The sequence below is a fragment of the Dyadobacter sediminis genome (assembly GCF_005860765.1).
GTDB lineage: Bacteria > Bacteroidota > Bacteroidia > Cytophagales > Spirosomataceae > Dyadobacter > Dyadobacter sediminis.
Genome location: NZ_VCEI01000011.1, coordinates 360,246 through 385,268, shown reverse-complemented (window position 1 = coordinate 385,268; position 25,023 = coordinate 360,246). Strand labels below are relative to the sequence as shown.

The 25,023-nt window shown below is 43.7% G+C and carries 14 protein-coding genes; 7 read left to right on the top strand and 7 right to left on the bottom strand.

Going from position 1 to position 25,023, the window contains the following annotated elements:
• Positions 1-118 precede the first annotated feature (118 nt).
• Together FEM55_RS02540 and FEM55_RS02535 are read left to right on the top strand one after the other, a co-directional pair.
• Complete coding sequence (locus FEM55_RS02540) at positions 119-748, top strand: hypothetical protein (RefSeq protein ID WP_138279739.1); 630 nt, start codon at positions 119-121, stop codon at positions 746-748.
• A 939-nt stretch (positions 749-1,687) separates the two neighbouring features.
• Positions 1,688-2,944: an FtsX-like permease family protein gene (locus tag FEM55_RS02535; protein WP_138279738.1), complete on the top strand. Its 1,257-nt coding sequence runs from the start codon at positions 1,688-1,690 to the stop codon at positions 2,942-2,944.
• A 207-nt stretch (positions 2,945-3,151) separates the two neighbouring features.
• Here FEM55_RS02535 and FEM55_RS02530 read toward each other — a convergent pair whose 3' ends face one another.
• Positions 3,152-3,721, bottom strand: coding sequence for a DJ-1/PfpI family protein (locus FEM55_RS02530; RefSeq protein ID WP_138279737.1), 570 nt, complete (start codon positions 3,719-3,721; stop codon positions 3,152-3,154).
• Between the two features lie 502 nt (positions 3,722-4,223).
• Between FEM55_RS02530 and FEM55_RS02525 the strand changes: the two genes are divergently transcribed.
• The 3 genes from FEM55_RS02525 to FEM55_RS02515 all read left to right on the top strand — a co-directional run bounded on the left by FEM55_RS02525 (position 4,224) and on the right by FEM55_RS02515 (position 7,969).
• Positions 4,224-4,547: a hypothetical protein gene (locus FEM55_RS02525; protein WP_138279736.1), complete on the top strand. Its 324-nt coding sequence runs from the start codon at positions 4,224-4,226 to the stop codon at positions 4,545-4,547.
• A 978-nt stretch (positions 4,548-5,525) separates the two neighbouring features.
• Positions 5,526-7,220: a sensor histidine kinase gene (locus FEM55_RS02520; RefSeq protein WP_171036444.1), complete on the top strand. Its 1,695-nt coding sequence runs from the start codon at positions 5,526-5,528 to the stop codon at positions 7,218-7,220.
• A complete protein-coding gene (locus tag FEM55_RS02515; RefSeq protein WP_138279734.1) occupies positions 7,208-7,969 on the top strand; it encodes a LytR/AlgR family response regulator transcription factor in 762 nt (253 codons plus the stop codon). Before FEM55_RS02520 ends, FEM55_RS02515 begins: the two co-directional genes overlap by 13 nt.
• Before the next feature lie 52 nt (positions 7,970-8,021).
• Here the strand turns inward: FEM55_RS02515 and FEM55_RS02510 are convergent, their stop codons facing one another.
• The 5 genes from FEM55_RS02510 to FEM55_RS02490 all read right to left on the bottom strand — a co-directional run bounded on the left by FEM55_RS02510 (position 8,022) and on the right by FEM55_RS02490 (position 17,156).
• A complete protein-coding gene (locus FEM55_RS02510; protein WP_138279733.1) occupies positions 8,022-8,492 on the bottom strand; it encodes a hypothetical protein in 471 nt (156 codons plus the stop codon).
• Between the two features lie 305 nt (positions 8,493-8,797).
• Positions 8,798-12,970 carry a M4 family metallopeptidase gene (locus FEM55_RS02505; RefSeq protein WP_138279732.1) on the bottom strand — a complete coding sequence of 1,391 codons (4,173 nt, stop codon included), beginning with the start codon at positions 12,968-12,970 and terminating at the stop codon, positions 8,798-8,800.
• A 627-nt stretch (positions 12,971-13,597) separates the two neighbouring features.
• Entirely contained in the window at positions 13,598-15,094 is a 1,497-nt protein-coding gene (locus FEM55_RS02500; protein ID WP_171036443.1) for a CBM96 family carbohydrate-binding protein, read from the bottom strand.
• Between the two features lie 5 nt (positions 15,095-15,099).
• The gene (locus tag FEM55_RS02495) at positions 15,100-16,212 is read right to left on the bottom strand and encodes a hypothetical protein (RefSeq protein ID WP_138279730.1); all 1,113 of its coding nucleotides are present in this window, start codon (positions 16,210-16,212) and stop codon (positions 15,100-15,102) included.
• A 470-nt stretch (positions 16,213-16,682) separates the two neighbouring features.
• The gene (locus FEM55_RS02490) at positions 16,683-17,156 is read right to left on the bottom strand and encodes a hypothetical protein (protein WP_138279729.1); all 474 of its coding nucleotides are present in this window, start codon (positions 17,154-17,156) and stop codon (positions 16,683-16,685) included.
• A gap of 671 nt (positions 17,157-17,827) precedes the next feature.
• Between FEM55_RS02490 and FEM55_RS02485 the strand changes: the two genes are divergently transcribed.
• Entirely contained in the window at positions 17,828-20,485 is a 2,658-nt protein-coding gene (locus FEM55_RS02485; RefSeq protein ID WP_171036442.1) for a CBM96 family carbohydrate-binding protein, read from the top strand.
• Positions 20,486-20,550: 65 nt separating this feature from the next.
• The gene (locus tag FEM55_RS02480; RefSeq protein ID WP_138279727.1) at positions 20,551-22,734 is read left to right on the top strand and encodes a CBM96 family carbohydrate-binding protein; all 2,184 of its coding nucleotides are present in this window, start codon (positions 20,551-20,553) and stop codon (positions 22,732-22,734) included.
• A gap of 612 nt (positions 22,735-23,346) precedes the next feature.
• Here FEM55_RS02480 and FEM55_RS02475 read toward each other — a convergent pair.
• Entirely contained in the window at positions 23,347-25,020 is a 1,674-nt protein-coding gene (locus FEM55_RS02475; protein WP_171036441.1) for a RagB/SusD family nutrient uptake outer membrane protein, read from the bottom strand.
• Positions 25,021-25,023 lie beyond the last annotated feature (3 nt).

The following is a 25,023-nucleotide window of genomic DNA, read 5'->3' as shown; positions in this document are numbered from 1 at the left end:
TGTTATGGGATATTTATTTTAAAAGTATACCAACAATGTATATGCATAAATGGAAAGAAATACCATGGTTTTTATATATTGGTGGAACTGGAAGTCACCAGTTCATTTAAACCTGAATATGAAAAATATACTTTTATGGGTTGTTGGCTTTCTTTTACATACTAATGCATTCGGACAAGGCATTCAGGAGTTGCCAAAGCGGCTGCTCAGTACCAACATTGGAGCAGGAAAACACGGCACCGGAGATTTATACGGGTTAATGGTCGGATTCGAATATGAAAAACAATTCCGTCCTAAACTGTCCTGGTCAACCGAGCTTGCAATGACTATTCATGATGGGGAAGATCTATTGTTAGTTCAGCTGGATCATTCCCCACAAGAAGATATGTCTTATCGATTTACAACAGCCGGAATGCAGTTAGCCGGAAAAATTGGTTACCATGCTGTTCGGACAAAAAACGCGGATATCGGAATCAAGCTGGGTGTAGCTGCCCGGTACCAATCCACTTCCCTGGCAGATGACAGAGTGCTACTTTTTCCTGCTCTTACCGGATATCCTTATCCGCTAAGAATTCTCAGGAACACGGAACCCCAACGTACGATTGCAGCTGTTGCAATAACACAATTATTTGCCAGATATACATTTGGAAAAGATATTGTTGTCGGAGCGTTGGCAGGCATGCAGTTGGATACGAACGGGGATGTGATTATTCCTCAATTTTCCATTTCCATAGGAAAACGGTTTTAGTGGCTTGTACACATTGAATTGCATGTCCTGCTGCTGTTCTGCTTCGTTTAGTGCAGTTGGGGAATCACAGAAGCCTTCATGCTGGCAGGTCAGCTTATCAACAGTGAATTGAAAATTGACCGATTGTCTAAAAACGGTTATGACATATGCTGACTAGTATGTTACAACACAAAGTGACAGTTATGTGTCCAAAAGTAAGTTAAACTATACCAATCATATGAACATAACCATTCTGCGAAGGATTCTGCCTCCTTATTTTCTTTTAGGATCAATGCTATGCCTGTTAATCAGTTGCAATACTAACGTGGATTGCCAGTCACCTCCTCCATCATTCCTGTTTCAGGTCGTCAGCAACGATACAATTTATCCATCCCCGGCAGATACATCTGCAACACTAATAATATCCTATTCAGATGGCAGCCGGCAGAAAAGCATTACAGATCTAAGGGTAACTGAAGGTTTATTTGCTTCATCAGAAATGATTGAACGCTCCTGGAATTTCAGTAATCCGGAGTTTACCATAACGTTCAATGGCCAGGAATTAACCAAAGTAAGATTTGATACTTATATGAATAACGAAAAGTGCCAGGGCTGGGCATTCGTGTCAAACGTGTATGAAGACAGTATACTTGTACAAAAAACCGAAAACAGGTTCTATCTTCTGGGGAATAAATAATTTAATAACTCACGGAATCCCGCATGTATACACCTGATTTCTTTTGAAGTAGTTTTATAATAAATGTACATAATATATTAAAATGTCATGTTTAAAAAGCCGGTTGATCCAGCCAGAATGGAAGCCCGGATACAGCGTGTGCTTAAAAAATACAACCGGATGGAAAAAACCGGTACTTTCTGCTGCCGGTCGCCGACATACACCTTTACTCAGCCGATATTGTAAGCAGTAATTTTAATCTCGGCAACATCCGGCACGTTTACATGATTACAAGTGTCGCTGTGCTGATCCTGCTGATCGGCGGGATCAACTACGTCAATCTGACGACTGCCCAGTCCATGCAGCGCATCAAGGAAATCAGGGTCCGAAAAACGCTCGGCAGTTCAAAGAAGCAACTGATCTTTCAGTTTCTGGCAGAATCACTGCTGTTCTTTGGTGTGGCAACGGTGCTGGCTGCTTTGCTGTCTTTACTTGTATGGCCTGTGTTCAGTAATTATCTTCAGGTTGATGTGCCCGTAAACGATCTGCTGAGAATAGAGAACAGCTTGTTTTTTGGGGCGGTCAGTTTGCTGGCCGGATTATTGGCTGGCTCCTACCCTGCTTTTCTGGTCAGCCAAATGCAGCCGGCCGGTCTTCTCAAGGGAAATAAAGGAGGCATCCGGATCAACTTAAACCTGAGAAGTGCTTTGATCGTATTTCAGTTTGCCATTTCTGTCATCCTGATTGTGGCTACCATCGTGATTTACAAGCAACTCGACCTTTTTCATAACCGGCCATTGGGATTTAACAAAAGTCACTTGCTTGTCTTGCCGCAAGCCAGTTTGGGAACCAGTGAAAATGCATTCAAGCGGGCCCTGCTGAATGATCCCAACATTCAGGCCGTTACTTACGTGGACATGAACCTGGGGGAAAATATAGGCAGTACAGCCAGTATACCCGATCCTTCCGATTCAGAGAAGCGGCTTGAATTCGGATTTGTCCATGCGGATGCAGATTTTATTGAAACCATGGGCAGCCACCTGCGGGAAGGAAGAAACTATTCAATCAACAGACCTTCTGATGTATTAAACTATGATTCGCTTTCCAATGTGGTCAATCCGGAAAAAGCCGGTAAAATCGCCAATCAAAAACCCATCATCATTACCCGCAGCTTTGCCAAAGCGCTTGGGCTGAAAAAACCCGTCCATACCGTTCTCGAATTAAGCGTTATTCGGGGGGAAGTGATTGGTGTGGTGGAGGATTTTCAGATTACTTCACTCAAAAAGCGCAGTCCGCTTCTTGTTTATTCCTTTACGCCAAAACAATTCTTTCCAACGACTTATATCCGGATCAACAGCCGAAATATCCCGCAAAGCATTCGCCATATTGAACGCACGTCCAAACAGTTTTTCCCCGGGCAGGTTTTCACTTACTCCTTTGCCGAAGACAACCTGAATCAACTCTACCGGACGGAAGACCGGCTGGCTTCCCTTTTCAGCACACTTGCTTTATTGGCCATTGGTCTGTCTTCGTCATTTTAGAGGCTTATCAAACATAACATATTGTTATACAACCAAATATCATTTGGCAGCAACTTCTGAATAGTGTAAGGCTATTTCAATGTAATACGGATAGAGAATCTGGTTTGAAGTTTGCTTACCCTATTCGGATCTTGCAGTTAGGCCGACTTAAATGCAACCAATGAAGAACAGGACTAATCAAGCAGAGCCCGGCAAGGCAGTATCCGCCTATGCATTCACTTTTTCCGTCTCTTTGAAACAGGTAAATACTTCCCGATAGAAGTCCGGGTGTGATTGCCAGGTCTGTCCGGTTACTATATTCCCGTCACGAATGGCTTGTTGAGTAGAATACGTGCCACCCCCCATTTCAATTTCAGTTCGCACGTGCTCGTAAGCGGTCAGCGTCCGGTTGTTCGCTAATCCAGCTGTAACCAGGATCTGGATCCCATGGCAAATAGCAAAGACCCATTTCTGCTGCCGATCAAACTCGCGCACTACTTCCAGTAACGCCGTATGGTTGCGTAAGTATTCCGGAGCCCGTCCGCCGAGCAGCAAAATAGCATCATAGTCACTAACGACAACCTCCTCAATCACCAGGTCCGAAGCCAGGCAATAACCAGGGCGCTCAACATACGTGTCCCAGCCGATTTCAAAATCGTGCATTACCAGATTAAGTCTGCGTTTACTGGGAGCGGCGATAACGGCAACATCACCTTCTTCCTGAAAGCGGTGAACGGCATAGAGCGTTTCGTAACTTTCACCACCATCTCCGGTAACAATTAATATCTTGCGGTTCATATTAATAAATTATAACATGAATCAAAAGGTAAAATCAGACGTGTTCTACCTGATTGTATAGATGAGAAAAACAATCTTTTAAATTTTAAAATCAATGTTCAGGAGATTGGATTTACATTGCCTGTTAAATATAGAATAGGAAGCTCAATGGCATTCATGTAAATCGCTTAGATTACATCAATAAGAAGGCATTTTGCCCCTATTTATTAATAGGAGGATATCAACAGTAAACTGATCTATTAAAATATGAAGTTACAATTTTGTATTGATCCAATGTAAAGGATTCTGGTTCAAATACTTGTTCCTGCCTCATGCCCTTTCTCCGATCTTGTGTTAGGCGGAAAGTTTTTTCTTCTAATCCCTTAAACACGAAATTTGGATTGGGTTCATCTAGTAACGTACTGCAATAACAATCGCTATTTGCAACATGTTTAAAGACCTTTCAAACTTATTGAAAATCTGCGTTTATCTTTAATAGTCATTTAATTACATTTAAAAATTTATGGGACTGGTAATTTCAGTAATTATTTACTTGCTGGGTCTTACATACATCATTGTAAGGCACCTGATAACACTATTTAACAGCAAGATATCAGTTATAAGAAATATTTCAATAATAGCTGCAGGGCTGTTTTTCGCTTACCAACTTTGGGGATTAATTCCATTCATCAAAAATGAAAATGGGAAATCTTTTACGGTTGGTTGGTTTGCCCTGTTATACTTTTTTGCAGTGTCATTTTCTGTATTTACGATTGTTACTTGGTTCCTTCGTTCAATCGAAAAAAAGTACAATGATAGGACCAATCAAAATGGGACAGAATTTTGAGTTAAATATATAGCAAATGATGATTGTTTTATAAAAAAGCAAAAACGTACATGCGAGAAATAAAGCAGACGTATTTACACTACAAATCCCTGATTTTAAGCTACGGGATAATCCTTACAAAAAATCTTCTGTTTTGTTTTATCCATTGAAACACAAAGCAGTTTGCTACTGCCTATTTTGCAAAAGTTTTCAGTGGAGAACATGTTGTATTCACTTCACTTATTTTGCTAAGAAGAAATAGCATGCTAAACTTACAATAAAAAAAGCTACTACAGACGATCCAACATGGTACCCGTTATTTAGAACTGCTATTGTAAGTGTCCCAAAAAATCAGAAAGTTTGAAAGCTGTTTTTGTCTTAAAATTCGGGCATTTTTTCCATCTCCAATTGGCCAATTTTATAATAAAGCTTGTTGATTTCACAATTACTGGCAACTTTTTTTCCCACTTGGTTCAAACGCGGTCGCCAAATTGGTTGGAAATTCCGATTGCCATAATGATATCTCATTCGCATGCACTTCAAAGCAAACCGCAAGCTCAGAAAGTGCTTCTGGTTTTTTAATTGCTTTAATAGCTACTCACGCCTTATAAGGATGAACCAAATTTTCTACGCAACTTTTTCATCCTTTTATAATTGTTTAAGATACTAAGTTCTAACAAAACAAGTGGTTTGAATTGGTAGAGGTATTATATGCCTCAACGTGTAAAATCGGGAGCAAATCCTTTTACATGGTTGTTAACTTTAACGGATCAGTTTATTATTTTTCTTTGAATTTTTGAATATTGAATAATTATCCTTTAAAAATCTTATAGGACCAATTCAAACAAAAACCTGCCAAATTCAAACTTACATGTTTTCGTCATGGATCATTTGCGCTAATTGCAGTGCAGTTAAATGATCTGAAAAATGAAAAAGTCAATAACATTCCTTCTATTGCTTATGCCGTTTTTGGCAGCAGGACAAGATAGCTCGCCAGTTATGGTAATTAAGAAGATTGTAAACGGAAGAGTTTGTGATTCCTGTCTGGTAACAAGGGCCGGAAATACAAATTTAAACGGCAACACAAGTCAGGTTTCATTCCTTACTTTGAATCACGAAAATCAATTTCTGTACACGGATTCTTTACTGACCAAAAACTTCACCACTGTATCTCTTTCGCGTTTCTTCCTTTCCGTAGCTGAATTTTCGCTTGACTTTTACACGCAGTTACAACAAGGTTTGCGGCCAGAAAAAGGACTTGCATCCAACCTTATTAATTTACAGTTCAGGACGGAGTTGAATGGCAGGCTCCAAAATGATTGGAAGGAAATAGTGAGCTTGCCTGCTGATCCGGACTTTTATGTAGGCTATGCCAGGCTGGGCGACCTGTCTGAACATGCAGACCAGCCGGAAACAATGCCTTTGAAAAATTTCCATGCAGGCAAGTTCCGTCTTGCAGTAGGTGATTCTCTGCGCGTCTTTGTACGCAACAAGCTTGCAGGAGGCGAGTCCTGTTATTTTTCAATTAAACGTGTTAAAAGTGCCCCGAACCACTTTGACTTCGTTCAGTTTTCGTCTGCGAAGCATTTTGAAGAAATTTTAAATACCGAAGTCAATAAAAAGCTGACCACTTACCATGCTAAAAATGACTCGCTCGAAATGGAGGCCGGCAATTCGGCCTTTCTCAGATTCAGCGATGACTTTCAATACCAGTTCTTTGGGCAAACAATCCGAAACAGCGGAATCGAATATGCATTCAGCGACCATCCTGATCTATGGAGAGACCTGGGCGGGAAAAACCTGAAATTTATCAATGAATATTCTTACATCTATATTCATAATCCCAAAGCCGGACAAACGCTGAAGGTGTTTCTGCGCTACAAGCACCAACGGGAAAGCATACACACCGTAACCATTCGGGTCAGGGAAGCAGCGGGTATGGCCAAATGGATGGATTGGACACTTTCAATTGCAGGGCTGGCTGTGCTATTTGGAACCGGATATCTGTTACAAAAGCGCCGGTATAAAAAACAGATCACGGCTTTAAACCGCAAGAAGCTGGAAGTGGAAAATCACCTGCAGCTGCTGAGTGGCCAGCTGAATCCGCATTTTCTTTTCAATTCGCTTAACGCAGTTCAGGGATTAATCCGGCACGGTGATCCTGAAACAGCAAGTGGGTATATACACGATGTCGCTACATTCCTGCGGATCATTATGGACAGCAGTAAAAAAGAATTTGTGTCTCTTCAGGAAGAAATTCAGATTGAAGAACGCTATCTGATGCTTGAAGTTAAAAGAAAGCCTTTTTCTTACTCCATTCAGAATGATTGTGGCCAGGATCTTGCAGAAATTGATTTTCCTCCACTGCTTTTGCAACCCATACTGGAAAACAGCATCCGGCATGGATTTGCAGACAGCTCATCAAATTCTCAACTGACGATACAAGTCAACTGCCATAAGAACGACCTAATTCTTACCGTTTCTGACAATGGAATCGGCTTTGACCCGCAGGTAAATGCAGGCGGTCACGGGCTTTTCCTTATCAGAAAACGAATCGCATTGCTCAATGAAAAACTTACAGATATGCCTATAACCCTGCAAATAACTTCTGGTCAAACCATTGGTCAGGAAGTTAGCGGGCCACAGAGAGGCGGATCTCAAACCAAAATCACGTTTTCAGGATGGCTGAATTAAACCGGATCTCTGCCTTGATCGTAGACGACGAACGGAGCGCCATAAACAACCTGCGACTGGCTTTGCTTGCGCATTGTCCCCAGGTAAATGTGTCAGCACATGCGCAGACCGTACAGCAAGCACTTGCAGTACTGGCATCAGAAAATATTGAAATACTGTTTCTGGATATCAGGCTGCAGAACGAAACCGGCTTTGACCTGTTAAGACAAATGAATTTTCACCGGGTCAGCGTCATTTTTGTGACGGCTCATGACGACTATGGCATTCAGGCAATCAAGTTCTCAGCTACGGACTACCTGCTCAAACCATTGGACGTACAGGAACTTTCACGAGCAGTTGAAAAAGCCGGAATAAAAAAGAAAGGACGTGACAGGGAATTGCAAATGAATATGCTTATCCAATCGTTTGAAAATATGCATAGCCTCAGGCAAAAGAAAATTGCTTTGCCAGAGGCGGCTGAAATCCACTATGTGCTCATAGATGACATTGTTTTCTGTCGTTCAAGTAACAGCTACACCACATTTTATGTCAAAGATTTGGGAGAAATAATAGTCAGCAAACCTATAAATGAATATGAATCCCTTCTGGAACCATATGGTTTCCTTCGGACACATCAGTCATTTCTGGTTAACAAAAACCGGATTGTATCTTACAAGAAAGAAGACGGTGGCTTTCTTTTAATGGAAGGAGGCCAGCAGGTTCTGCTGAGCAGACAAAGAAAGCATTTGTTAAAGGAACTGTTTACCTGATCCAAGTCCTGACGGCTTTTTATATTGTTAACACTTGCAAAGGAGCCAGCTACTATTGATACAAGATTTCTTTCTCAAAAGGAGTCTGAGGCTGACTTGATTTGATCAAAGAAACCATGCTGTTCTCTATCGGCTTAAATTGAACAAACCAGTTATACTTTTTATCCCCAATAAAAAAAATGCCCGTATTTATCTCAATGAGTGCATTTATCACTATTGGCTTGCAATCGTAGACAACATGTTTTGCAGTCGGATGATCGTCATGTACCACAACCATCCAGTAATTGCAATCGGAATCTAATCTATCAATTTCTAAGTTGACCGCTTCCCTAGTAACAGTCCGAATTAAAGTTGGATACTTTAAGGTTTCGGACCAGTTAGAGAAGTGAAAATTCGAGTCAGATTTAATTATGAATCGATCTTCCAGGGTTTTCAGGATTTCAAACCAATCTGTGAAGCGTCTATTAAAATCTGTCACAGCAAACCGTGAAGACATTCGATCAATTTTTTCCTGCCAGTACATTCGGCCATTATTTAAATTTAAGCATGAGTATAGATAGGCATTTAGCTTGTCTCTCGATAAAGACATAAATATATTATTATTAATCAGAAGTCCAGATCTAATTAACACAAGGAGTTGTGCAACAGGAACGGTGATTTTGCTAAACTATTGAAAATCATCACCATATCAAAAAATGTGAATTTTTGAGCATATGCAAACACAATCCAGAACCAAAGACGACTGTTAAATTCCAATAAATAAACCCGGGGCTTGCTCATCCACGTTTGAGCCGGCCCCGGGTTATGTTTTTCTCCTTTTATTAAGATTTACATTTTAAGCATCTTCAAAACCCAGCTTTTGCTTTCTCCCGTAACAATCACCTGATAAATACCTGCGGGTAGCTTTTCAATATCAATGTTTATTTTGCCGTTGCGGTTTTCAGCCTGCTCTTGAACAAACACCTGTTGGCCGGCCGCATTCACAAGTTTGATCTGCACCTTTTCACTGCTTGCATCGGGCAGCTCCAGCGTCAGCGCTTTTTGTACCGGGTTCGGGTAAAGTTTGATTTCACCTTTTGTTGCAGCATCCAGCGCCAGGATGCGGCTGTACACCGATTTGCCGTCCAGATCCACTTGCTTCAACCGGTAATAACTGATGCCTTTTGCAAAGCCGGTATCCAGAAAACGGTAGCTTCTTTCCGTTTGGCTTCCTTTCAGGGCCTCTACCTTTCCTGCTGTTGTGAAAACGCGGCCATCACTGCTTCTTTCCACCAGAAAATACGCGTTGTCTACTTCGGAAGTTGTCGTCCAGCTTAACAGGTTTCCTTCCGCAGTTTTCTTGCCTTCAAACTTTGATAAGGTGACCGGAAGCGGTCCGCCGGCTGGCGCATCCGAAAGCCCGAAGCCTGAAAAACCCGTGTGAAAAGTGGCCGTGTAGGCATAATCCGAACCAAAATTAGTTCTCTGAACAATTTCTGCCGTCGAATTGGAAGTTGTATTGTCACTGCCGATCCTGCCTTCACTTTTACCCATGGACACGATGTCCGGACCGCTGAAATTCGGCAGTTCGGAAGCCTTGTAGTAAAGCGTGATCTCGTAATTGCCTGCCGGATTGTTGTTAGTTGGAGTTACCAGAAAGGTCTTTCTGGTGATGTGATAACCGCCGACCCATGAAGTGGTATCTTTTCCTGCCCGGTCAATTTTTACTGTCGTGCAGCCATAATCATGAGCGGTCAGGTTTTTGATTTTAGCCTGAAGATTTCCTGTTTCGGAATCATAAAAGTAAGCGGTGGCATTCGGGCCGAGGTACTGCGAATCGGAAGTTTTACTCACCGCATTGGCAACGGATGCTTTTTTGCCGGCAGTCACTTTCACATCATCGATAGACCAGAATCCGGATCCTTGTGCAAAGAAATGGAACCTGACTTTCATTTCAGAATTGGCATATTCAGCAGGAATGTCCAGTTCTTGTATACGTGCATTATCTATGTCAATATTGGTTTCTGTTAAATTCGTACGTTTCAACAGATTTTGCCACGTTCCGCCATCCCAGACTTCTACCTCCAGGATCGTTGGATCGGAATAGAAAAAATAGAAATCATCATAAAATGACAGTTTAATGTTTGACAACCCGGAAGTATTGAAAGTCCGGGTTTCCACCGTTTCATCATACGGGCCACGCATATAATCACTTTCAAAATAATTGCTTACTATTAACCGCTGATCTACAACGCCCCATGTATAAGGATAAAAGTAACCGCCGAATATTTTCCAGCCTGCGGGAAATCCATCGCTGAAATCCTCTGACAATATTTCTTTACTGCCCGTAAGCGGTTCTGCATCATTGTCAATGATTTTGAGTAAATGCCGCTGGCTTGTGGTTTCGGCAAATGCATTGCCGCCTGAAAAGGTATAGGAAAAAACGATGTTTTCATTTCCTTCCACATAAGCGTCGTCATAAATGCGAACGGTAATATCCTGCAGCAGATGATCTTCCTTGAGCACGAACGTAGCCGGTGAAAACGTGTAATCCGCTGTTTCGCCCTGGATTGCATTTCCCGCCGGCGTATTCATAGTAACCGTCACAGGCGCTGAGGGTGCAGCATTGAGCTTGACCCGGATGATCTTTTCAACATAGGGCAGACAGGCCTCTGATCCTTTTACTTCCGCATCGGCTTCGCTGACATAAGAGGAATCGTCCAGAAACTGAATGGATGGAACTGTGCAGGAGTAAACCGTTACATTGTCAATATACCAGCCTTCCAGACTGCCGCACCCGATGGTACCCAGATCCCAGCGGAACTGGATCTTCTGACCGGCATCCCGCAAGCCCAGCAATGAAAGGTCAATACGGCTATGTCCCCATTCCGGTCCGATGTCGGCATCCGTAAAGGCAGGCTGGCCTTGCAGCGGATTGGCAATCGAGTCAGTTAATGATCTGAGGACTGCATTGTAAGGATTGGCAGTAAAAGCCGCAGCAGGAACCAGGATCCACGCACCGCCATCGATCCGGTAACGGATGTTGCCGCCATCCAGTACCGAGTCCATGGCTACATAATGGTCGAATGCCAGCATGTAATCTCCTGTTGAACCCGCCGGGACGGTTATGGCCGGGGAAATCAGTGATATAAGGCCGTTCTGATAGTTGGTGTCACCCGTATTGCATCCACCAGATAAAATAGGTCCGAAAGCAACCTTCCCATGTCCTAACCCGGGCGATTTTGCCGGAATAGTCCAGTTACGCGGTGTCCAGGTAGGATTGGTTCCTTTGTTGGATACCGTCCAGTTCTGCAGGCCGGACTCAAAATCATCATAGAAAAGCGCATGCTCTTTGGATGCACCTGCACAAAGAGTATCTACTGCACTGAAAGTTTTAGGCATATAACAATCCGGGGGCATCCGGAGCTCCACTGCCGCAATCGCTTTTGTAAGCTGCTGAACGTCATCTTCGGTAATCATCTGCCCGCTAAGTCCCGGCGAAGTGGCCGATGTGGAAAGTTTCCGGAGACTTATTCCGATCAGTTCAGAAGCGGATAATTCCAGTATATCGGCCATTACGATGAAACCGGTCGTTTTTGTCACATAGTTTTTTTGTGCATGCCAGAAAATATGTGCCGCCTTTGTAAGGCCAATTCCTTTAATGGTCTGTCCGTTGTAGGTTCCGCAATCTACAAGCAAGGCATAAGCATGGCTCAGAACGCTGTAATTTACATTTTTACCAAAATTTTCGTCCCGGGATGCACAAATATATTGCCAGTCTGAAACTTTGCCCGGCGTACCCGTACAGTTCGGGTTCCACATGTCCCTGACAATATCCGGATAAGACATTTTTTCTCCGATCAGCCAACGCGTGGAACTTCCGCATTCGTCGGTTCTTAACGCATTGTTTTCGCCTTCATCCATATAGCCGTTGATCTGATCAAAGGTTTCGCCCCATATATCCGAGTAGGCCTCATTGATGGAACCCGGTTCCCATTCGGAGTACAGACCGGTTGTATATTGTGTATAAGCATGCGCCCATTCATGGGCAATAACATCATCAGCAACGGAGTTATCGTAAAATCCGACCATGGTTCCGGACCAGGAAGCAAATATATCGTCATTCGGATAGTCTGTAATGTGCCGGAATTTCATTTCTGAATCCTTGTTATCAAAAGAGGTATAATCAAATGTACTTTTCATCAGATTATAGAACTGCCCGGTTACTTCCAGTTCAATCTTTTCGTTGGAAGTCAGCGACGTAGTCGGGTCTGCTTCCTTCCATTTGGTAACCACGCCATCCTGATCCAGAATCCTTCTTTTAATATAACTGATACCCTCAATCTGTTCAACGACTGCTTTGGTATGTGCATCCAGATAAACCAGCTCACGCACATCCTGATCATTGCTGACTTCCAATTCATAAACAAGGTGTTTGTTGCCGGCATACCCCTGAACCAATCCTTTCTGGAAAACAAACAGATTACTTGCTTTTACTTTCAACGGCTTTTTGGAAAGATTCTTTTTGCCTGCTTGTACCCGTTTAAGCGCTTCATCGGCAGCTTCTTCGCGAGAAACAGCAGGAACCGCGTTCAAATCTCCGACCGGGATGAAGTTTCCGTTGACGGAAGAAAGTGCATGGCTTTTGTTAAAGTGGAACCGGAGCGTACCGTCGAAAACAGGAATGCCTTTGTAGTACTGCTGAAGCTCAACGTGCGTCAGACCATAATTATCCACGTTGCTTTTTTTGAACAAATAAACGTCCTGACCGGGCCGGATGGCAAACAGCTGCGGGTTTTGTTTCAGAAAAGCGAATGCTTTTTCTTTCGGGTCGGCGCCTTCCAGCTTCAAAGCGTTTGCTGCGGGAAAACGAAGCATGCTTACCGAACCGGTTGCTTTGCTGAAAGCGGGAATGGCCCCCGTTCGGGCACTGAATGTCTGGATTTCCCTGATTCTGTTTTGCTGGGCAAAAGCCATTGAAAAACAGGTGAGAAACAAAAGGGATAGTAAAGGAATTTTCATAAAAGGTTAGCTGAGTCTGTTGAGTTAATTGTTTTTAAACACCTGAATGGCAATTTAGAAATTTAAACTTGATCTATCTTCCGGGATCTACAAATGAAAGGGTTAATTCAGGAGAAACGGAACAATGAACCTCCTACTGAATTGTTTCAGATGTAAGCATTTCGCTGAGTAATGGCGAGCTATGAGGCTGGTTTTGATTTCAGGGCAGCTGCGAGCCATCATCGGCCAGAGTTTCCTTGATATTTGTAATTTTTGATCGAAGCCTGTCAATCTGTTTCAGTGTCATTAGACAATGGTCTTTTTGATGATAACATCATCAGCGGCAATGGTCTGCTGTGCGAATCTGTAACAGAACACACCTTATTGATTATTAGAATCAAGATAACATTATGGGTTTTCTATCGCATCTTGAAACGAATGCTGATTTAGAGTTCTGCAAGAGCCACAGTTGTTATACAACAAATAAAAGGTCCTGAACCAGCTTGATACTCATTTACAACTTTTTGTTTATAAAGGAATTATACTATTTAAGTACTCTAAAACAGCTTAACATTGTTTTATTTAGGAGAAAGCCGGCAATCCGTCAGGACCGTCGGCTTTCTCCTAAATTATACTTTTAGATTTTAACTACTCCGTTACAAGCACTTTAAGCACTTCTGAGAACTCTGTGGACTGTACTTTCAAAAGATACATACCCGCTGGCAACTGGCCGGGCAGACCTATTTTCAGTCTGGATGATTTGTTTTCGATTTCAGGACGCTGCAATTGGAATTGAAGGCCTGTTATATTTGTCAACTCCAGATCCACTTCGCTCTTGTGGCCGGAAGAGACTTCCAGCATGATGTGGTCTTTGGCAGGGTTGGGGTAAATGGCTGAGGCCGGGGCAACAACTGCCTCAGGCGACACTTTCTCCATCGCAATGCGCGCTGCGGCACTTGGCACACCAGTAGTAATAATAAGCTGCGGAGCAAAACCGGATGTATTTTCCTTGCTGTGAATATTGATCAGGTTGTTGTTGTATGCCGTTACGATAGCAAGACTGACCACTTTATCTCCGGCAACCTGTGATCTGACAAAGTCTGTCACATCCATATCATAGTATTTTAACTCTCCCCGAACCGATGTACGTGATTCAAGAGCCGGATTTAAGTGTGACGGGGCGTTGGAAAAAGTGATTCCATTTTCTGTCCATTCGTCATTCAAAACACCGCCAGTCCCAATGGGTGCCCCGGATACAGACTCGTGATTATTGGCAAAGATGCGAAGCGTTGCGCTTTTGACATTGGCAACAGCTGGCATACGGAACCGCAAATAGGTTTTACGGTTGAGATTTCCATTACCGCCTTTGACACCGAGCAGCTGATCGGAACCAAAGTTCTGGTCTTTATAGATTCCGCCACGAACCGTCGCATCCGCCTCAGGCATGAAGGTTAGCGTACGCTGCGGGGAAGGCAGGACTTCGATGGCCGATATTCTTGGCAGGTCCGCAGCTCCGGTCAGAAAGTCAATGTTGAGCATGCCGTCTGTGACGTTGACAGTGAAGGTTTCTGCTGTGGCGAGCATGGCTCCGCCGGCTTTGGCAAAGATATCGAAGTTGGTCAGCTTGCGGCTGCCTTCCATGTTGACGTGAAACTGTCTGCTGCCTTTTCCGCCTTTTTTATCCGGAGCCCCAAAGTACGTTTCAGCGAAGTGCAGGTATACGCTTACCTCACCATTGGGTACCGGAATGTTATAGCTGAACGAAGGAGAACAGCGTGCGGATTGATAAAGTATGTCATTGCTTGTATTCGAAATATCGCCGGTTGCAACGGAGCTGACGCGATCAATGCCGGAGTAATATTTATCAGCTATGAACAGCTTTTTGGTAGCAGTCGTGAATTCCGGTCCGCCCGCATTGATGCGGATCGGGATTGGGGTTTGTGGGTTTTCAGGAGCAAATTTTACAATCCAGTAATCGCGACCTCCTTTTGAATTTTCAGTTTTATTTCCACCTGCATTTGAGCGTGATGTTCCAGCGATTAAGAATCCTCCATCCGCTGTCATTATCAAAGAATTGGTTGTTCCCTGTTCTGCATCTGGGCCTCCTAACGTCTTGTCCCAGATCTTTTGTCCGCTTCCACTCAATTTAACTACCCATAAATCAGACGATTCCCTGCTTGCTTCTGTCTTGTCTCCCCTATGCCTGAATCACTTTGCCCGCCTAAGATGATACTGCCATCCGGATTCTCAAATAAACCGTATACATAATCATTGCCACTTCCACCTATGGTGCGGTCCCAAACAACTGATCCGGCCGGATCCAGTTTGACGATCCACATATCATATCCTCCCTTTGAATTTTCACTTTTATCCCCGCCTGCATTCGTATTGGAATATCCTCCTGCAATGTAGCCGCCATCAGCGGATTGTATAATGCTTTGAACAGTTGGTCCTCCTATGGTTTTGTCCCAAACAACTACTCCATTTGCATTTAGTTTAACGATCCATAGATCGGTTCCCAACTTAGGCGCTTCTGTTTTATCAAAACCGATTCCGGATGAAGACGTGCCGGCAACAATGTATCCGCCATCTGCTGTCTGGCGAATAGTGCTGCAATAATCCTGCCCTGTTCCGCCGATGGTATTATTCCATTGGATTGCGCCAGATGCAGAAAACTTTATAATCAGATAATCGAGGCCGCCAATGGGATTTTCATCCTTTTGTCCAGCCTGTATCCGTCCGTTACTCGTCAGTGCAGCCACAAAACCGCCGTCTGTAGTTGCAGCAATCTCTACCAGATTCGTGTATGTGAAAAATTCATTGTCGGGAGAAAAAGGATAAAACCATTGTACATTCCGTGCAGCATCCAATTTTAAAAGAAAATCCAATACCTCTGATCCACCTGCAATCACGAAACCACCGTCAGTCGTTTGAATCGTTGAAATCACTCGCGTGATGCCGTATTGATCCAGAATATCATCCCAGATTTTTGTACCGGCCGGACCCAGCTTAACCATCCATGCCTCATCGTCACCGGTAGTAGGTTCTGTTCGGTCTCCACCAATGCCGGCTGCCCCGCTGGTACCCGTCAAAATATATCCACCGTCAGTTGATTGCAGTACTGAACTGAGTTGTTCTGAACCTGTACTACCAATTGTTTTGTCCCACTGAATAGCAGGCTGGGCAAGAACATTTGCCTGAGCAATGACCATGAATACAAGCAACGACTTAACAAATTGCTTAAATCGTAAAGTATTTTTCACTTAAATATTTGTTTAGGTAAATTCGTAGTTACAAACTATGAAGTTAAGAAACTCTGGAATTTCTTATATCAAAAATTACTTTACGGTACAAGTTTTTAGAAGGTGCATACTGATCCGTTTTGGTTGGATCCATTTCCAAATAGTTTATACGGATTGTAAAGGCTTACATAATTCATTGCACCTATTAATTTTAATATAAGAAAACGGAGGGATCAGATGGTCAGTCAGTTCAGAGCTGGTGATACGATTGTAGCCTGGAAGCTGGGCTGGCTGGACAGTATTTTCATAACCGTTTTTCTTTGAATTCACCTAGTTGAATGAGAGCTTCAGGTCCAAGGTTTGCTGATGCTGCCGGACTACTGCTATGAATGATTTCAATACCTGTAAGGCATGAGGCATCTGAATGCTAGCTTGAAATGCCTCATCATTAGAACAGAATACATATTATAACGTTCATAACTATACGTTTTTCATTTCGTAAGCTGTTTTTTGTAACTACCAGAATCTGGTATCTTCTCTATTTCACATAGTACATCTAGAACTGCGCACAAGCCATTAAACTGATCTTGCATAATTTCTTCTTTGCTGTGAAAACCATAGTCGACATACTGTATGGTGGTATTGGTTTCAAAGGCATATTCCACCTTTGCCAGCTGGTCTGCATTGTATCCGGTTGCCTGAATGCAGTATTTTATATGCCATTCCTTTTCTTTTTTTAAATCTCTTGCCTGAATTCCATTTGTAGTGGAAAATGCTTCTGCCCACATATCGTTTGTTACCAGGTCATAAATACAGACCGGGTCAAGGTCTTTACGGTTTCTCTCTCCCGCTCCCCAGGCGACCATAGATCCCACTGCACACGCGCTGCAATTACCCTTAGCCAACAAGTCATGAAAAAATGCATACACAAGTGCATCCACTGAATCTTTAAAACGTTTGGTCATTCTATTTGAATTGGTTGCTAAACTTGAAATGGTAAAATCATTTTGAATGCAGGCCTGTTAAGCTAATGGATACCATTGATAGAAGTAACTCCTTATTTGAACAACGTGAATACTCCTATTTAGCTCCATCAAATTACTTAACTCCCCAAATTATTCACGCCCTTGAATATACATATTAAATTATGTTACCTCAATTTACAAACTGTAATTTTTAAAATACTGAGTTAACGGTAATTCAAGAAACATACGAGTATTTGGCGTCATGATCACTAAAATCCAGGATGGTATATTTATCATGAATTACGCTTTGCTCATTATGTTCCAATGCCCGTCATTGAGTTACTTTTGAAATAAAAAGGAAGAAAATTTACTGTTTTTTCCACTTGATATAATCAGCACATCGGCCGGTTTTATGTATAACGTTCCTTAGTTTTTGGTTGTACCTGCTTTTTTGAGAGATTCAGGAGATCAGTATGCAAATGGATAGGTTGTCGAGAATACTACATCAAAGATTCAGATTTTATGCAACTGTCAACATGATATCAGGATTAAGTTTAACCAATTATTTTTCATCCTAAAACTGACAACTTATTTTCAGGATCAGACACTTTGTACTACTCATAATTTAGCTAATCGCAATGCAACAATCATTACAAACTAACTATCACTTTATGGCCGGCAATGTTCAAAGGACATTTGCATGGCTTAAATTTCAAAAATGCTATGGCCGTATTTACAAGCTGCAAACTGCATTGTATGCATTTTTACTGTTAATGGCATTCTTTGTTACCTCGGCACAAAATCTCCTAGCCCAACCCGCTATTCAGCGGGACAAGACCTTTGGTGGCTACGGTTCAGAGCGTTTTTCGTCCATTCAACAAACCGGCGACGGAGGGTATATTCTTGCAGGAGACTCCCAGTCCGATGCGAGCGGTGACAAATCTGAAAATAATCGAGGTGATTATGATTATTGGATTGTTAAGCTCTCAGCAAACGGTACAAAACAATGGGACAAAACTTTTGGAGGTACGGACTACGAACGATTAAAAACTGTCCGGCAGTCACCAGATGGCGGTTATTATCTTGCAGGAGGATCCAAGTCCAGTGCCGGCGGGGATAAATCTCAGGGAGTAGTCGGTTTGTTTGACCTCTGGATTATTAAGCTGGATCCAAACGGAAATCTTGAATGGGAGAAAACAATTGCAATGGCCGAGTCGGAGCAGGTTGAAGACATGGAACTAACTCCGGACGGCGGGATGATAATTGCTTGTGATTATACTCCCGGTCAGGAGCAGGAAAATAACTGGCATACTGCACGGATAGTCAAACTTTCGCGTACAGGTGAACTGGAATGGAGCAAGGATTTTTCAGGAGACATCCTACTGATGAGTCTGGCGCCAACAGCAGATGGAGGCTATATCCTGGGCGCTAATACTTCAGTGTCGGACAGGTACATCGCAATCAAAATATCCTCTAATGCAACAGTGCAATGGACCAAAGAATACGGTGGAGTAGATTACAGCTCATTGCGGGAAATAAAGCAGACCTCAGAAGGTGGTTATATAATTTCCGGAAACTCAACCGCACCGGCAGGAGGCGACAAGACGGAAAGCAGTTATAAATATGATTACTGGGTAATAAAAATCACCTCGGATGGTACCAAAGAATGGGACAAAACCATTCATGCTGCTGGTGATGATAATCAATGGGGAGTAATTCAAACTAGTGATGGCGGATACGTTGTGGCTGGAAGCACTACCTCCGGGAATTCGCTGGATAAAACAGAGCCGAGCCATGGACATGATCTTTGGTTAGTAAAACTTTCCGCCGGTGGAGGCATTGTGTGGGACAAAACAATTGGTGGATCATCCAATGATCTGGCACTTAGTAATGGACTGATTGCTACCCGAGACGGAGGCTTGGCAGTTGCCGGTGAATCAAACTCTGCTGCAAGCGGAGATAAAACAGAAAATTCACGTGGAGATTATGATTTCTGGATTGTGAAACTTGCACCAGAGCAAACACTGCTTCCGACAACCCCGATCCGCATCAACGCAGGTGGACCAGAATTTACTACTGCTACCAAAAAGAAGTTCAGTGCAGATCTTTATTACTCCGGCATAGACCGTGTCAGCTCCATTGTAACGGGAGATATTTCAAATACAAGCAATGATATACTCTATCAATCCGCACGCTGCTCGCCTTCGTTCAGCTACAACATTCCGGTTGCGAATGGCACCTTTGATATATACCTGCACTTCGCTGAAACCTACTTCGGTGCTCCGGGCAAAAAAGGCGGAAAAGGCAGCCGGCAGTTTCACGTCAACATGGAAGGCAGCCGCAAACTGACCAACTATGATATTTTCGTCAAAGCCGGCGGGGCCATGCGTGCCACGGCAGAAACCTTCACCGTCAACGTCACAGACGGCATGCTCAACATTGATTTTCTGACCGGCGCAGCGGACCTGCCCAGAATCTCGGCCATCGAAGTCATTCCTGTTACAAGTGTAACGCTCAAACCGGTTGCAGATGCCTATGTACGCGATGGAAGCTACAGCGCAGCCAACTACGGCTACTTGCCGGAACTGGATGTCAAGAATGCAACCGGTGATGCATCCGTCAAACGCTCTTCGTATATCCGTTTCCAGCTGCCGCAATCCGTTAAGGCAGGCTCGGCCAAGCTGCGCATTTACGGCCACAACCATGAAAACAGCAAGAGTGTTTCTGTACATGCGTATGGTGTTAACAATGATACCTGGACTGAAAACGGCATTGTCAAAAACAATGCGCCGGCTGCATCCTCAGCTTCCCTGGGCTATGTCGCCGTTAATAATGCTTATAAGTACTACGAAATTGATGTGACCAGCTATGTAAAAGCGCAGCAGGCATCCGGTGAAACCCTGGTGAGCCTGATGCTGACTGATCCGAATAACCGAAATATCAGGCTGGTCTTTAACAGCAAGGAAGCAGGCTCCTACCCTCCTGAGCTAATCATTCAGCCTTCGCCAGTTGTGAATAGCAATACAAGGCTAAGCAATGAAGAAACCAGCTCAAACCTGCAAGCAGAGCCTGAGTCCTCATCGGTTTACCCGAACCCGGTTGGAAAGCAGTTTAGTGTGCTGGTGTCCAGCAAACATGGTGCAGATATCTCTTTTGATCTGTTGAACAATGCTGGTAAAAGCTATTCAATTGCAACTGCAGAAAAGGCAAGAGCCGGCCAGAAAGCAGAAGTGGATATTTCAGGTCTTTCGTTGAACTCAGGAATTTATTTATTAAAAATCAGGTCAGAAGCTGCAACAGAAGTCATCAAAGTTTTGGTAACCGATTAAGCAGATTATAATCAAGTTAAGCTAATTAAATAAAAGCAATCTTTTCATTTCACCTAAATCATCTTATGAAAAAGATATTACAATTTGTTTTTCTGCTGGCCTTTGCAACAATCCCAGCCTGGTCACAGACATGCAGCGTTCCCGTATTGACAACACAAGCTGATGTTGATAATTTCAGTTCTAATTACCCCGGGTGCACGGTCGTTAATGGTGATCTTCAAATTACTTCACCTACCGTTACCAACCTGGACGGCCTGCGTAATGTGACCCGGATCACCGGAACGCTGAAGATCCATCAGAACCCAAACCTGACCAGCATCGCTGGCTTGACTTCATTGAAGCAAATAGATGCCAGGCTTAGCATTGAGGACAATGACAAGCTGCTTACCCTGAACGGACTTGAGCATCTTATAAGTCCGATAAGAGGTGTCACAGTGAGTAACAATGAAAAGCTTACCAGTATTGCTGCGCTGGCAGGTATTACCCGGATTCAGGGCAGTTTGTCCATAGGCGGAAATCCGGCCCTGACCACTTTGAACGGGCTCCACAATGTGACCCGGGTATTCCAGAGCCTTGGTATTGGGTCAAACAATACGCTCAAAGATTTGACAGGCCTGAAAAGGCTAAGACAAGTAGATTGGAGCCTATCTATTGCCAATAACAAAATCTTGAAAAATCTTAATGGACTCGAAAGGCTCGAGTCCTTCAGCGGGCCGCTTTATATTACCGGAAATAGTGCATTGACCAGCATTGCGGAACTTGCTCAAGTGAAAGGACCTGCGACTACCAATTTTTCCATTGATGCAACCATTACCAATAATCCGCTCCTATCGGATTGTGCAATCAAAGTTGTCTGTGAAAGTATTGCGTTTGTGCAGGCTACTATCTCTGGAAACGCTGCCGGATGTGCCACTACGGAGGAAGTCAGGACATCGCAGCTATGTACGCCCCAAACGCTGGTGCGCATCAACGCCGGTGGGCCTGCCTTCACAACTGCTACCCAAAAACTGTTTGTGCCTGACCAATATTACGCCGGCATTGACCGTACCAGCTCCATTGCCTCCGGCGACATCCTGAACACCACCAATGATGTGCTTTACCGCTCGGGCCGAAGCTCACCTTCTTTCAGCTACAACATTCCGGTGGTAAATGATCAGGTGAATGTAATTTTGCATTTTGCAGAAATCTACTTTGGTGCTCCCGGGAAAAAAGGCGGTGCAAAAAGCCGGCAGTTCCATGTCAACATTGAAGGCAGCCGCAAACTGACCAACTATGACATTTTTGCCGAGGCGGGCGGCGCTCTTCGTGCAGTTCAGGCAACCATACCTGTCACGGTCACAGACGGCGTTCTTAACATTGACTTTCTGAGCGGTGCAGCGGATATTCCAAGAGTCTCGGCTATTGAAGTTGTTGCAAGCCCCACTTTGATCCCGGTTGATAATGCCATTGTGAACTTAGGATTATGGAGCTATAATACCTACCTCAAATCCGATAGTCTAATTGTTAGTCAGGTGCCCAGCACAGGCAATCCTAATCTCAACTTTCGTTCTTATCTGAAGTTTCAGTTGCCTGCAGGAAAAGCCGCAATCACTTCGGCCAAACTGCGCATCTACGGACATAACTCTGAAAACAATAAAAGCATTGCCATTCATGCGTATGGCATCAATGATGATAGCTGGGCAGAAGGCACGATCAAAGGGGACAATGCACCGGCCGCATCCACTCCGTCACTGGGGTCCGTGATAGTGAATGATGTATACAAATACTATGAAATTGATGTGACCAGCTATGTCAATGCACAGCGACAATCCGGTGATGGAATCGTAAGCCTGCTTTTGAATAATCCGGATAGCCAAAGTACATGGGTAAGTTTTGCTAGCAGGAGGGCAGGTTCCAATCCGCCGCAGCTCATTTATCAGACTTTACCTGTTGTGATTAGCAATACAAGAGAAGGTCTAAAAGAAATCAGTACCGCTTTGGAAACAGAGCCTGAAATGTCATCGGTTTACCCGAACCCAGTTGGAAAGCAGTTTACGGTGCAGCTATCCGGCAAGCATAGTGAAGATATTACGCTTGATCTGTTAAACAATGCAGGCCAGAGCTATCCGGTAGCAACAGCCCGGAAAGCCATAGCCGGGCAGAAAGCGGAAGTGGATATTTCAGGTTTGTCTTTAAGCTCGGGTATTTACCTATTGAAAATCAAGTCTGAAGCTACTACAGAAGTCATCAAATTGCTGGTGACACAGTAGGTGAATTGCATTGATTTGTACTATTAGGCATAAGCGGGAAGCCGTCCATATTGAATCATGGACGGCTTTTTTGTTAAGAGTCAAGCACATTCCAATCTTATAAAAGTTCAGTATTACTAAATTACATGATTACCGCTTATTCAGCTAAGTTAAGTTATTGGGGGCATTCCTGATTATATCTTAGTAGCCCCAGGTGGAAAAATATTAGGTACTCACCTTAATATCGCTAATATAGCAGCATGGTTAATCAAGCCTTGATGCTGTCATTTGTAAGTGGTAATAATACATTGCTTTTATAAGCAATTCCATAGTCTCAACCGGACAGAAGGTCCGTTGACATAACTGACCTGATTCAGCTGCTGCTTTAAAATAAAACAAAAAAAGCATACTCTCACTGTGCTACTCAAAGAACTTTTATAAAATGCCTCTCCTTGTTCTTTACTTTTTTATAACTTAAAATCCTTTATTATCATAAGATGGACGTTCCAGGAATATGATTTTAAATAATCTTATTACAAAAGCAGGAAAGTCTCTGATTTAGAGATTTTCCTGCTTTTCTTCGAACTAATTGCTATTCTAGTCTGGATAGAAAGAGATATTCTCCTTTATCAGTTAATAACCAGGGTTTTGCGGGAACACTGATTTACCATCCGTCGTTTTTGCGCTTCTGTCAATCTGTGTCTGAGGGATCGGGCGCAATGTATGGAACTCCTGAATGTTGGCTGCCTGAGGATTGTATTTTTTCACACGTTCAACCAGCAGTCCCCAACGTTTCAAATCCAGCCAGCGGGTTTGCTCACCTGCAAGCTCTCTTGCGCGTTCCTCGATCACAGCTTCCATCGTTACGCTTGCAGCAGGAAGCAACATTGCCTCCTTCTTGCCCGGCCAGCCAGCTCTAAAACGCACTACATTCAAGGCAGTTGCAGCATCTGCGGTTTTACCGGTCTGCACCAGCGCCTCTGCAAGCATCAGATACACATCTGCCAAACGGAATGCAAAGTAATCGCGGCTACCAGGCTCGTAAATAAGGTCAGGGCGTTTTGTATCAAAGAATTTCTGCAATGTCGGAAAAAGCGCTTCTGAATAGCGGCTCGGCACCAATACCTGATAGGGCTTTTTGGCACGCTCGGCAGCAGTCATTTCGTATCCCGGAATGAAAATCGCGGTGTCACCGGCAGCAAACGTTACTTTGGCCTTTGAATCATCAAAAGATGCCGCATTGTAAGTTCCGGGATTGTTGGACTTCCAGGTATCGCGGAACGATTTCTTGTAGCGGGAATCGTTTACGCGGTCCTTAAAAATCGTGTTCAGCAAATATTCGGTAGGTCTCAGCCTTTTGAACGGACGTCCGTAAAATACATCCCTCTTCATACCTGGCTGCACATCATATTGCATACCGAAATAAAGGTGAAGGCTGTTCCCCAGTCCGTTGGTCAATGGATCCGCTGTGTACTGGATCGCAAAAACGACCTCGCTGTTTACCTGATTATTTTCATCAAAAACACTGGCGAAATCATCCAGCAGCTTGTACCCATACAAGGTGGTCACGTTTGTGCACAATGCAGCTGCTTTTGTAAAATCGTCGGCAGCTTTTGCCGGTGAATAGGCTTTTGCGAGATAAACTTTTGCAAGCAATGTTTCTGCAGCAGGTTTTGTAGCCCGGCCATAATCGGCAGCCTGCGCTATGGGTTCGAGATCCAGAATCGCTTCATCAAGGTCCTTGATGATCGCCGCGTACATTTCAGCATCGGTTGCTCTTTTTGTTTCTTTTGTCGGGATCAACGTTTCGGTCAGGCGAAGATCCACACCGCCGAACTGCTGGTGCAGGATGTAGTATAAATGCGCACGTACGAATTTGGCTTCCGCGATACGCAGCTTTTTGGTGGCGTCGGCCACACCTGCCACGTTCGGCGCATGTTCAATTACCGCATTGGCCGTGTTGATCCCTTTATAAAGTTCGTCCCAGGTTGTTGCCAGGTAATCTACAGTCGGGTTCAGCTGGCCGTCATAAAAGTGAAAACCTTTGTAACCGCCATCGGCACCAGTTGCGTAAATATCCGTTCCGAACTCGCTCATGGTAAGTCCCTGCTGGGTACCATAATAGAACCTGAGCGATGAGTAAGCGGACTTTACAGCATCCTCAAAACCTTTTGGCGTATCTATATAGGCATTACCGATCCCTGAAATAATCTCCTCATCCAAGGTGTCCTTACAGGATTGTCCTGCCAGCATCAGGGCCATAAAACCCATTGCCACAATTTTTTTATTTATTTTTCCGATCTTCATTTT